This is a genomic window from Rheinheimera sp. UJ51 (assembly GCF_020819615.1).
GTDB classification, from domain to species: domain Bacteria; phylum Pseudomonadota; class Gammaproteobacteria; order Enterobacterales; family Alteromonadaceae; genus Alishewanella; species Alishewanella maricola.
On record NZ_JAJHOG010000005.1, the window covers coordinates 178,372 to 190,752 of the forward strand.

The following is a 12,381-nucleotide window of genomic DNA, read 5'->3' on the forward strand; positions in this document are numbered from 1 at the left end:
AGTTTCAGCGCTGAACAAACCGTTTTAGAATGATTTACCTGCAGAAATCGTTAATACTATAACAAATCGGACTTGTTTAGCGTACAGCTGTTCGCTAAGCTGATGCAGCATTTTTATTGGATAAACATACATGACTAAGAATAGCTTTTCAAAAGAAGATTTAATCGCTTGCGGCAACGGTGAATTGTTTGGCCCAGGCAACAGCCAACTCCCTTCTGACAACATGCTAATGATGGATCGCATTGTACACATCTCTGAAGAAGGCGGTTTATATGGCAAAGGCCAAATCATTGCCGAATTAGATATTACCCCTGAGCTGTGGTTCTTTGCTTGCCACTTTAAGGGCGATCCTGTTATGCCAGGTTGTTTAGGCCTTGATGCCATGTGGCAACTGGTTGGTTTTTTCTTAGGTTGGGCCGGTGGCCCGGGTAAAGGGCGTGCTTTAGGTGTCGGTGAAGTGAAGTTTACCGGTCAAGTATTGCCAACGGCGAAGAAAGTGACTTACACCATCAATATGAAACGTGTGATTAAACGCAAACTGTTTATGGGGATTGGTGACGGTGTAGTGAGTGTCGACGGACGCGATATCTATGCAGCGACCGATCTTAAAGTGGGTTTATTTCAGGATACTTCCAGCTTCTAATGCGTATTGCCTGTAAGCTTTAGTGCGTTTTAGCACTGAGCGCTTAATACCAAAAAGCCCCGTCTAAGTACGGGGCTTTGGTTTAAGTGTAAATGAATTCTAGGCGCCTTTGTTAAATAAACCTACGTTACGATCTTCTATGGCCTCCCGCCAGCCACCTAACCACTCAGAACGAGCGTCTAAATTTTGATAAGGACAAAGTTCTTTTGAACGGCCGGTAACACCAGCACGATAACCTTGAGCATGAGCACGTTCCAGACGATCACGTTTTTGTCTTTTCATACGGCAATCTTCCTCACAATTTTTATTTAGAAATAACACTCAACACCGTTAATCGCTGAATGTTACAGTTAATAGATAGTCAAAGACGGCAAAAGGTTCAAGCGAAATTACTATAATAAACAACTTGACTTTAACTAACGGCATGAGAACTAGTCGGTTTTTGAGGTTGTTTATTTTTAGATGGAAGTGCTATAAGGCAAGGTGAATTTCAAACATAAAAGCATAAAGCGTAGGCGATGAGGTTATGCCAACAAAAAAGCTGCCGAAGCAGCTTTTTTTTATGCCGTAAACCTAATCGCTTATCGGCTTAATCGCGTGCGGTAGCGACGACGTAATAAAGGTAAAGTACCTAGCAACATTAACCATAACGCTGAAAGTGAACCGGCGTTACGTTCATAGGTATTTTGTTCAGTATTACAGTCTTCAACTTGGCCGTTAGCAATAGGCTGTAAACGTACGGTGGTCGCTTGCTCAGATTCAAACACATCACCGTTTTCATCAAGCACTGGCTCGCCATTATAACCATACACCACTCGCTTAATCAGCGCGGTAGCGGTGATCACACCATCATCATTAATTGAAGTTGCTTCAACTAAAGTGTAAGGCGCATCACAGCCTACTAAACTGTTTAAATTAGTAAAGGTGTTACTGGCGTTATCATACAGAAAAGCATTAATACGACGTGAGGTAGTACCGCCAACAATCACTTCAGCCCGGCCAACTACCTGACCTTGGTTATTCATATCCAGCGGTTCAGTACCTGAACTACTGAAAAAACCCTCAGGAAAACGCAAGGTTTGCGTATTCATATCGTAAGTAAAAAAACGTGAGCGAACACTGCTATTGATGTTTTTCAGCGCATAGCCCGCTATTAAATTCTGATTATTAATATCTGTAGCGACACTGCCCAGCCACTCTTCAGTATCAATAAAGCCGGTCACGCTGTCACCATTAAAGATAGTGGCATGTGGTGCACTGTATATAATCCGGAATTCACCACCAAAACCATCTAAAAAGGTCGTAACACGGCTGGTGTCTGAATACAACGAACTACCGACAGCAATACCGCTGTCATTAACAGAATTAGCCCGGCTGTAATATACCGGCACGGTATAATCTTCAGAAGTCGTTGCCGCTAAACCTGTACCTTTCTCACCTAAAAAGCCCCAAGTGCGATTTAAAACCGCTGAACCCTCTGGTGCATATTGCCAAAGAGCAGCACGCTCTTCATAGCCCTCGGTATAAGAGTCTACCGTTCCATATAAACGTACTTTGCTGAGCAATGACAGCACATTGACGCTTCTGGCAGTCAGCACTTGATTTAAACAATACTGTATTGGCTGACTAAAGCCGGTACAAATTGAATCAATGGTTTCTTGAGTGGTTGTAGTAATACCGGTAGAGGTGAAACCCGCCACCAGATTATTGTTATTAATATCAAGGGCCGCTGACATGCCACCACCATAACTAGAAAACTGCGGCGGTAAAGCGGTGCTTTGCTGACCATTAACAACATAGCCGAACAAGTAGCCGGCTTCTGGGATCCAGGCAGTATAAGGATTGGCTGGCTCAACCGGCTCTTCACCTTCAGCTACTGGCGCAGCCGTGGGCGTAAAAGTGCTTTTAAAGGATGGCGCGGTGGCAATACCTGCAATATAACCACTGTTGTTTACGGCATAAGCAAATTCACTGTTATTTTTGGTTTGCTGCGTATCACGCAACACCACTTGTGATTGCCCTGAATTTTGCGTTTGACGTATAACACGTGTCGAACCAACAGGCTGAATAGTGACAAAAGCTTGTGAACTAAGATAGCTGATTAACGTGGCTTTAACCGTAGAACTGAAGATCCCATTATTAATTTCTTCGATCTGCTCATCAGTAAATAGCGCTAAGATGACTTCACTTTCAAAATCGATTTCATCAAGATCAATTTCAAAGTCTAATAAGGTGCTGCCATTAAAAATTACCTCACCCTGAGGCGTTGCCGCAACGCCCGAGGTAGAACGAACTTTAGTGGTAGTATCTAATTCAACGATCTGATACACCGCGGCTTGCGCCGTAAATACTGTCAGCAACGGCAATAATGCTAAGCTGATCGGTGATAATTTCATGCATGGCCCCTAAAAATTTACGAAATTGCAGCTTCTAATTCTTCCCAGCGCGTATACGCTTGCGCCAGCTTCGACTCGGTATCTTGTAATAGGTTCAATCTTTGCTGTGTGTGCTCAGCAGAACCTTTGAAAAACTCGGCGTCGTTCACTTCCAACTGTAAGGCTTTGACTTGTTGATCAAGCTCTTCAATTAAGGCAGGTAACAGCTCTAGCTCGCGCTTTTCTTTGTATGATAGCTTTTTACCATTATTAACAGAAGCCTGTATCGGCTTTTCCTCAACTTGGCTGTTGTTTTTATCATTATTTTTTACTGGCGCTTTGCTGCTTTGCGCCGTTTGTTGACGTTTTTGCCAAGCAATGACTTCGTCATAACCACCGGCTAATTCAATAATTTTGCCTTCGCCGGCAAATAATAATGAGCTGGTTACGGTATTATTAACGAATTCACGGTCATGGCTAACTAACAACACGGTACCTTGATACTGCTGTAAAATATCTTCTAACAGCTCTAAGGTTTCCACATCTAAATCGTTAGTCGGTTCATCGAGGATCAATAAGTTACTTGGCCGTGCAAACAATTTCGCCAATAACAAACGGTTTTTCTCACCACCCGATAAAGCACGCACCGGTGTACGAGCGCGCAATGGCGGGAATAAAAAGTCTTGTAAGTAACTTAATACATGCCGTGTTTGACCGTTTTGGGTAATTTCTTGTTTACCATCAGCCACGTTATCTTGCACCGTGGCATTTAAATCCAGCGCCATCCGGTGTTGGTCAAAATAAGCCACTTCTAAATTGGTACCGCGTTTAATCTCGCCACTATCTTGCTGGTAATCACCTAACAGTAATTTGATCAGTGTGGACTTACCTACACCATTTGGCCCTAATAAGGCAATCCGATCACCTCGCATCACCAACAAATCTAAGTCGTTCAACACCGCTTTACCACTAAAGGCATGGCTTAACGCTTTGGTTTCAAATACTAACTTGCCTGAACGCGCCGCTTGTTCGATATTAAAATCGACCTTGCCTAATTGCTCAACGCGGGCAGCACGTTCTTGCCGTAATGCTTTAAGGGCGCGGACGCGGCCTTCATTGCGGGTGCGGCGCGCTTTAATACCTTGGCGGATCCACACTTCTTCTTCAGCTAAACGTTTATCGAAGAGTGAATTGTGTTGTTGCTCGTCTTCTAGCATTTTTTGCTTACGATCGAGGTATTCTTGATAATTACCGGGGTGCGAAGTGAGCTGACCACGATCTAAATCGATAATGCGGGTGGCTAAGGCGCGAATAAACGCCCTATCGTGCGAAATAAAAATAATGGCGCCGCCAAAGCTTAGTAAAAATTGCTCAAGCCAGTTAATGGCTGCCACATCTAAGTGGTTGGTTGGCTCGTCAAGTAACAAAATATCGGGCTTGGCAATTAACGCGCGGGCTAAAGCCGCTTTACGTAACCAACCTCCTGATAAGGTCGCTAAACTGTTATTACCGTCCATTTCAAACTGTTGGCAGAGCATTTCAACTCGCGCTTCTAAACCCCAACCATCGCGGGCATCTAAATCAGCTTGCAGGCTTTCAAATAAACGGTATTCAGCATCGCCGGCACCGTCTAAGTTTTCAGATAAGGTATAAAATTGCTGTACCTTATCCGCTAAATCGCCGGCACCTTCCCGAATAAAATCGGCAATTTTCACGTCCATTTTCGCCGGGGGATCTTGCTCTAAACGGCTTAAAATAACACCGTTGGTCATAACGATTTGGCCATCATCTAAATTTTGTTGACCGGTCAGCAATTTTAAAAAGGTTGATTTGCCTGCACCATTTCGGCCGACTAAACAGACGCGTTCGCCGCTGAATAAACTAAAATCGACTTGGTCTAATACCGGGTTGGTACCAAAAGCCAAGCTCGCCTGTTGAAAACGTAATAACTCCACTACTTTGTATCCTTAAGCCAATGCTGTAACTGTGCCGCTGTAAAAGGCCAATATAATAGGTTTTCATTACCTTGCTGATCGATGCCAGCTAGCACCGGGATATGCACCCGAAAACGCGCTAGCAATTGTTCATCGTCGATAATATCCAGAACCTGAGTATGCTCGGCAATGCCGACTGTCGCTAACAGGCTTTCTGCCTCTTCGCACAGATGGCAACCCCAAGTACTGTAAAGGGTATAAACGGCCATTAACGCGTTAACTCAAAACACACGTGAATGTGCGGATTGCGTTTAAAATCCTCTGGTAAGGTAGCGGCAGAAATCTCTTTTACCTGCCAACCAGACTCAACTAAGGCGGCTTGATCAATTTTGAAACGCCGCTTATTGTTCGAGAAAATTACCTTGCCACCGGGTGCTAACCGCCCTATCAACATATTGATTAATTTCACATGATCGCGCTGCACATCCCAATTGTCTTCCATCCGCTTTGAATTAGAAAAGGTGGGCGGATCCACAAAGATCAAATCATATAAATTGCGATTACGTGACAGCCACTGTAAACAGTCAGCTTGCTCAAACTGATACTGATTACCTTGTAGGCCATTTAGCATAAAGTTGCGTTTTGCCCAATCTAAATAAGTATTCGACATATCGACGGTCGTAACACTCGCCGCACCACCTATACCAGCGTGAACAGACGCGGTGCCGGTGTAAGCAAAGAGGTTAAGAACCGTTTTGCCTTTAGCCTGCTGCTGAATAAGCCGACGCGTTAAGCGGTGATCTAAAAATAAACCGGTATCCAGGTAATCACGCAAGTTAACCAAAAAGCGCGCGCCATATTCTGACACTTCTTTATATTGCCCCGCTTTGGCCATGGCTTGATACTGATTGGTGCCTTTTTGCTTTTCCCGCACTTTTAAAATCATTTTATCAGATGTAATACCCAGTACCGTAGGCACTTGATTAACCACATCAAACAACCGTTTTTGTGCAATATCTTCATCCACTGTAGCCGGTGCCGCATACTCATGCACCACCACTTCGCCGTCGTACCAATCTACCGCGACGTTATATTCTGGAATATCGGCATCATATAAACGATAACAATTTAGGTTTTCGCGTTTGGCCCATTTTTGTAATTGTTTTAAATTCTTCGCCAAGCGATTACCAAAAGAGCTGCTTTCGCTATAAAACAGCGACGGTGCACTTGAGCTGACCGCTACTTGTTTTTCAGTTAATTCAAATAAGGTGAATTCACAATCCAGTGGGCCATTGGTAAATTTGTACGTTTTGCTTTTTGATAAACGCAATGAACGCAGTAAATCGGCATTTGAGGTAATAATGGCTAAACGCCAACCTTGATAATGCTGTTTTAACGCTAAGGCAAATTTGCTGTATAACGGAATTAAACTGGGTAAATCACCTAACCGCTCACCATAAGGCGGGTTAGTGACAATCACACCCGGTTGCTCGCTAACCGCTTTTTGTAATGCCGTGGCATCACCATAATCGACACTGACTAAATGTGCGACACCAGCACGCGCAATATTCTGCCGCGCTTTACCTAAAGCGCGCTCGTCGGTGTCACTGCCATAACAGAGTATCTGATCGGGTAAACTGCGCTCTTGCGCCTTAGCGGCGGCTTTAAGTTGCTGCCATATGGCAGCACGATGGCCAGGCCAGCCTTCAAAAGCAAAACGCTCGCGCTGTAAGCCGGGGGCTTTGTTCAGCGCAATTAACGCCGCTTCAATAATGATGGTGCCGCTACCGCAAAACGGATCAAATAACGGTTGCTCGGGTGTCCAGCCCGAACGCTTTAATAAGGCGGCCGCCAGATGTTCTTTTAATGGCGCTTCACCCTGCCCGGCGCGATAACCACGCTGATGTAATGATGGGCCAGAGAAATCTTGCAAGAAATGAAAGAAGTTTTTCTCTAAACGTACTTGGAAGCGCATATCGGGGTTTAACCGGTCGACATCTGGGCGCTGACCGGTTTCTTCGCGAAATTGATCGACGATGGCATCTTTTAAACGCATACCGCCAAACTGGCTGTTATCGATAGTGGCATGTTTACCCACGCAATCCACGGCAAGCGTTTGACGAATGGTCATGAGCTGTGGCCAATCGATTTTACGCGCCACTTGATAAAGATCGGTTTCTGCTGTTACCGGCTCTGACTGGATCAGCCGCATAATACGGGTAGCCAAGCGCGACCATAAGCACAGTTGATACGCACTGCTCAGTTCGGCTTTAAAGCGCACCACACCCATAGAAACTTTTAATACTTCGCCTTGATGTGAACGTATCTCATCGGCTAACAGCTCTTCGACGCCTTTTGACGTTAAAGCCCAGAATTCCAGCATAACACCCAACCTTCAAATAAAATGGCCGGTAGTATAACAGAATGTGCTTTAAAGACGTTTGAAGAATTATCGTTAGCAACGATATTGATGTTAAAAACAACAAGCCGCTGCTTAAAGCAGCAGTTGAATGGCATTCGCAAAAATATTGCAATTAACCGCTTGCATCGCTTATCTAAAAACACTAAGATGCGCCCCGCAATGACGGACGCGGGATGGAGCAGCCTGGTAGCTCGTCGGGCTCATAACCCGAAGGTCGTCGGTTCAAATCCGGCTCCCGCAACCAAATTGATTGTGATAAGTGATTATATAAAGTCGCCCTCGGGCTCCTCTTTATAACCACGGGGCGAAGGTCTATATCCGGCTCCCGCAACCAATTGTGACTTGTTTTGTATAAAGGTCATCAATTAACGTCTTGCAAATCAACCCATTATCTCTACTGCTCGGGGATAATATCGGACGCGGGATGGAGCAGCCTGGTAGCTCGTCGGGCTCATAACCCGAAGGTCGTCGGTTCAAATCCGGCTCCCGCAACCAACATCTTAATCAGCCTTGTGCTGATTTTTTTGTGTCTAAATTTTGGTAACCCGACGGACGTCGGTTCGCTCTTCACTAAGATCAGGACTCCCGCAACCAACATATTAATCAGCCTTGTGCTGATTTTTTTGTGTCTAAATTTCGGTAACCCGAAGGTCGTCGGTTCGCTATTCATAAACAGCAGGGCTCCCGCAACCACTTTACACTTCTTAATAACTCATTGATAAACATGCGCCTCCCTTTATAGGGAACAAGGAAATTTCATTTTTACACCCTGCTGTGACGGATCTGTGACAAAATTTTTCATACAGTTCAAATTTTTACCCCCTGCCAGTACCTAAAATCACTTATTTTTGACCTTTGCCTTAAAATCCTTAGTCACTGCATGTTTCGGATGAATCCGAAACATGCATACGTTCATATCGTTCGTCCTAAGCAACTTATTTGAATAGCAGCAGGGAGAGAAGGGATGGCCGAACAATACCTAAATGGGTGTCCAGAAGCCCTCGAAATACGCAGCTTTGAAAAAAGAGTCCATTGCAGCAAGAAAATGCTCAAGAATACAAATAACTATCTTGTGCTATAACATAATTGCGCCATTTACCCATACCATAGCCTTGCGAGAATAAGCTCATCTCAATCAAGTCAGGAGTTGTTTGGTAAACTTGCGCAAGATGTTCTACGAATAGACAAAACTTTTCATAGGTCTCAGCGCTATTTTTATCTGAAACAAAGTAAGATAATTTTCCGTATTTTAAGGTGGTTTTAGTCAGTTCAATTAGTTTTGTATTGAGCAATAAATTAGACGATCTGGCAGTCCATTGATCCATGATGTAACCGCGATATTCGGATTTAGACAAAAAATAAATAATCTTCGTAAAATAGGCAGCACCAAGTCCTTTTAACTTTTTACTCTTCCTGAGCTCACTGAACGCATTATAAGCTTCACTCCGAGTGAGTTCGCCAGATCGGATTTTGATCGCGATGGGTTCCCACTCACTCCAACAAGCAAAAGCTTGTAAAGCATGCTCACGGTTCATTCCACCCCAAGCAAGAATAGAAATACAGCAATCTAATGTGCTATTAGCATTTTTGCGGACGAACTCAAAAAGATTTTTTCGATAAAGTTTTTGATTCAGATAGTCAGACAAGTTTAGAGGAAACCCTTTTTCTGATAAATATTTAGCAAAGGCAAGAACATTGCCACCAGCCCATGTCTCATTGCTTAGGTTTAACATATTTTTGGCAAAGAATTCAGCATGAGAGCTTGTCAAAAAAGTTAGTTCTATTGGCTTTTCAATGCAGTCACTGCTCAACATCTTGGCTTTTTGAGGTGTTACGAGAAGTTTAAATTGCTGCACAAGTACCGAAGTGTGTCTATCATCAGAAGATGCAGATTTTTCATAGAACGAATACACAGCTTTACCAGGGCACTTAATAAACATCGGTAAATGCCCTCTTTTAACAGATTCCCCCACTCGGTTACCTGGCCCTACAGAGCAATTCGCAAAAATAGTTCTTACATGCTTTGAATCATATTCTTGACCATTAATAACCCAGATACCATTTTGTTCGAATAGGCTTTGCAGCTCAGCCAACGTAAACACGGGCGAAGAAAATCCAATTATTTGAAATTCGGCAATTAAATTAGTTTGAATATTACTCATCGGCCACATGGCTCCATTTGTGAATTAACTATACCAGATCAGATTTATCGAGCTAATGAAATAAAAATATTGATAATAAACAATATTTTATATGCCTGGTTATATCAAAATGATACATCTAAGCCGCTAGCTCAATTGCCTTACCAAAACATTCACTTATTATTACCACCACTTTTGCCAAAAGCTGGGGACAAGGCATCTGATAGCGCATCTTCGACGATTTGAATCACTTCAATCGGCTGATCAAAGATTTTTATCGTGATTTTGTGTTTACCCTTAAACCAATGCTTTAAATGTAAGGCATAGGTACCCGCTGGTCCATCGCCTAAGTGCTGCTCAATCCGTTTTCTAACTCCAGTGGTCGATGAACCTACATACATCACAGGTGAGGCTGCATTAAGTTTCGGACAAGCACGCTCCTTGGTTTTCTTGTAATTAGACAGAGACATAAATGTCTTCTCAGGATCTCCATCGATCTCTTCGATTATATAAATCGCTGTTCCAATATTATCGAGCTCTGACATTTCAGATACAACAAACTCTTTTACAGGCACTGCTGCTTTGGCTTTCTCACAGTTATCTATTAACGTTTCAATGTAACGCATTAATCTCTCCCTTCTAACGTTGCTCACTAAATATGTTGTGATTTGCGACTAACCGATAACCACTGAACCTGATGATATCTGCAGACTGCTGAGTATTTTCACTTTTACACTATGTAAGTTATAAAATCTTTCAGCGGCCTGATGGATACGTTTTATTATTTGGTTAAATCAATGAACGAACCCTATTCTAGGTTGAACTTGCCCGCGTAACACGGTTTCAGCCTTTAAATGGGTCAATATGATATCCGCATTAACCTCTTCAAAGCTTTTGAATCGCATTTGCTTTTTGACAAGCTCAAAGTCAGCTGGCGTAAGTTGCATTCTTTCAAGGCTTGCGAGAGATTGAGATGACGGTTCTGACAAACCGAGCCCAGTAACACATTCGTGAAATAGGTGCTTTGCCTGTTCAGGTTTTAAGAAGCTAAGTTGCACCTTTACATCAAAACGGCGTAACGCTGCAGCGTCGATTTGTTCAATAAAATTGGTAGTGCATACCAAGATGCCTTGATAGTGATCGAGTTGCATCAATAGCTCATTGGTCATGGTTTTTTGCCAATGCCGTTCTGTTTGATTTCGATGGCTAATTAACGTATCAACCTCATCAAGTAGTAAGATTGCCTCCTCGTTTTGTGCTTGGCAAAATGCCATTGCAATAGCACGCTCGGTTTCTCCCACATAACTACCCAGCAATTCACTCGCTTTCTTCTGCAGCAAAGGCCGCCCTAATTGATCAGCAAGATACTTGGCAAAGCTAGTTTTACCGGTTCCGGGTGGCCCATAGATACAGAGCTTTAAATCAGTGGCTTGCGTTAAATAGTTGATAAGTTCAGCAACCGAGTAATCGCTGTTGTATAACTCAGGGCGAATACGTTTCTTTGCAGGTTTAATGCGGGTACGCCCAGTTTGCGCTTCAAGCATAGGGTTTAACACTAAATCAAAATAGCGCTCTTTTTGTGAAGACGGCATCTCGCCAAGAACATTGTTATTAGCCCAGAGCCTTGCTAGTAATGCCGGAGTTACATTGTCATCTGCCGCAAGCTCATCTATGTAGGCTGCCGACACACCTGTGTTTTGTAAATAACGCTGGGCAATTTTCAAGCGGGTGTTCTTTGGTGGTACGTTTACAGGGATAATCTGGCTAAAGCGTCTCAGCTGTGCCGGATCAAATTGCTTGATACTGTTACAAATCCAAATACAGGGGCAATGGTTCGTTTCTAAAATGGTGTTTATAGCCAGTTTTTGCGCATCGGTATTACCTAGTAAAATACCAACCTGACTGGGCAGCACATCGTCAGCCTCATCCAGTATCACAACATGATCTGCATTCACGCCGTAGATTTTTTGGCACATTAAAAGTGCATTTAGTCTGGATTTAGCAACATAAACCTCTTGCTCAAATCCAGCGCTAACGCCTGTTACCTGCTGCGAGTTTTGATATGCAAGCAGCTTAGCGATTTCTGTTTTACCTGTACCAGGCAGGCCATAAATCAATATATTGCAACCACGCTGTTTGAGATTTATGGCTGCTGAAATTAGTTTTGACGCAAGCGTCATTTGCTCCGCTAAATAATCAAAATCGGTTAGGTTCAGCTCAGGCTTACTGATGCGTGTGCAAAATTGCTCTAGTAAGCTTTGCGGATTAAATTGGTCTGAGAAGAGCTTTCCGAATACATTCATTGTTCTAAAATGATCAATAAAGGTATGCCCCCTCTCCTGCTTAACCAAGCCACATAAAGCAAGGGGCGATTTGTCGTGTAGGGCTAATTCAACATCGTACAAATTAGCACCAATACAATTTGCCAGGATCTCGTACGTATCGTTGCTAGATGAATAGTATCTAGCGTTTTGCACATCATTAAAAATTCCTACCCAGGTACGCGCAATAAGGACAAACCGGAATACTGCAATCTCAATAGGCGTTAAACCAATCATGGTGCCAAACACTTGAATATTTTTATCCAACGCTAAAGGCGGACGGTTAGCAATAAAGGTATCAAGCAGGTTGATAATAGCGTTGTAATTTAGGTCAGCTTCTTCAGTAAAAATGGCAAAAGCCAGCTCATCAGGCACGCCAAGTCCCGTAAGCACTTTTTCGCAGCGATACCGGCAAAAATGTTGTTGGATATTAATCAACCAACGAACGGCAATGGCTAGATCTGTTGAAATTATCGGGTTGACGACTAAGGTGTTTGCCTTGTCACCATTTAAAAAAATCTGCTCCATATCCCCTCCATCGTTGA

9 protein-coding genes and 2 tRNA genes are annotated in these 12,381 nt (G+C 43.3%); 3 read left to right on the forward strand and 8 right to left on the reverse strand.

Annotated elements, in window-relative coordinates:
- Positions 1-130: 130 nt before the first annotated feature.
- Entirely contained in the window at positions 131-643 is a 513-nt protein-coding gene (gene fabA, locus LMJ53_RS08610; RefSeq protein ID WP_226752196.1) for a bifunctional 3-hydroxydecanoyl-ACP dehydratase/trans-2-decenoyl-ACP isomerase, read from the forward strand.
- Between the two features lie 99 nt (positions 644-742).
- Here the strand turns inward: fabA and rmf are convergent, their stop codons facing one another.
- The 5 genes from rmf to rlmKL form a co-directional block, all read right to left on the reverse strand.
- The gene (gene rmf / locus LMJ53_RS08615; RefSeq protein ID WP_229585678.1) at positions 743-925 is read right to left on the reverse strand and encodes a ribosome modulation factor; all 183 of its coding nucleotides are present in this window, start codon (positions 923-925) and stop codon (positions 743-745) included.
- 299 nt (positions 926-1,224) lie between these two features.
- Positions 1,225-3,039, reverse strand: a complete 1,815-nt coding sequence (locus LMJ53_RS08620; RefSeq protein ID WP_229585679.1) for a DUF3466 family protein — start codon at positions 3,037-3,039, stop codon at positions 1,225-1,227.
- A gap of 17 nt (positions 3,040-3,056) precedes the next feature.
- Positions 3,057-4,973, reverse strand: a complete 1,917-nt coding sequence (locus LMJ53_RS08625) for an ATP-binding cassette domain-containing protein (protein WP_229585680.1) — start codon at positions 4,971-4,973, stop codon at positions 3,057-3,059.
- Entirely contained in the window at positions 4,973-5,221 is a 249-nt protein-coding gene (locus LMJ53_RS08630; RefSeq protein WP_229585681.1) for a glutaredoxin family protein, read from the reverse strand. Before LMJ53_RS08630 ends, LMJ53_RS08625 begins: the two co-directional genes overlap by 1 nt.
- Positions 5,221-7,335 carry a bifunctional 23S rRNA (guanine(2069)-N(7))-methyltransferase RlmK/23S rRNA (guanine(2445)-N(2))-methyltransferase RlmL gene (rlmKL, locus tag LMJ53_RS08635; RefSeq protein ID WP_229585682.1) on the reverse strand — a complete coding sequence of 705 codons (2,115 nt, stop codon included), beginning with the start codon at positions 7,333-7,335 and terminating at the stop codon, positions 5,221-5,223. The genes LMJ53_RS08630 and rlmKL overlap by 1 nt, the downstream gene beginning before the upstream one ends.
- A 206-nt stretch (positions 7,336-7,541) precedes the next feature.
- Between rlmKL and LMJ53_RS08640 the strand changes: the two genes are divergently transcribed.
- Both LMJ53_RS08640 and LMJ53_RS08645 read left to right on the forward strand, forming a co-directional pair.
- Positions 7,542-7,618, forward strand: a tRNA-Met gene (locus LMJ53_RS08640).
- Between the two features lie 174 nt (positions 7,619-7,792).
- Positions 7,793-7,869: transfer RNA gene (locus LMJ53_RS08645), tRNA-Met, on the forward strand.
- A gap of 554 nt (positions 7,870-8,423) precedes the next feature.
- Here LMJ53_RS08645 and LMJ53_RS08650 read toward each other — a convergent pair.
- The 3 genes from LMJ53_RS08650 to LMJ53_RS08660 all read right to left on the reverse strand — a co-directional run bounded on the left by LMJ53_RS08650 (position 8,424) and on the right by LMJ53_RS08660 (position 12,364).
- Positions 8,424-9,536: a hypothetical protein gene (locus LMJ53_RS08650; protein ID WP_229585683.1), complete on the reverse strand. Its 1,113-nt coding sequence runs from the start codon at positions 9,534-9,536 to the stop codon at positions 8,424-8,426.
- A gap of 152 nt (positions 9,537-9,688) precedes the next feature.
- A complete protein-coding gene (locus LMJ53_RS08655) occupies positions 9,689-10,141 on the reverse strand; it encodes a hypothetical protein (RefSeq protein WP_229585684.1) in 453 nt (150 codons plus the stop codon).
- Between the two features lie 168 nt (positions 10,142-10,309).
- Complete coding sequence (locus LMJ53_RS08660; protein WP_229585685.1) at positions 10,310-12,364, reverse strand: AAA family ATPase; 2,055 nt, start codon at positions 12,362-12,364, stop codon at positions 10,310-10,312.
- Between the last annotated feature and the right edge of the window lie 17 nt (positions 12,365-12,381).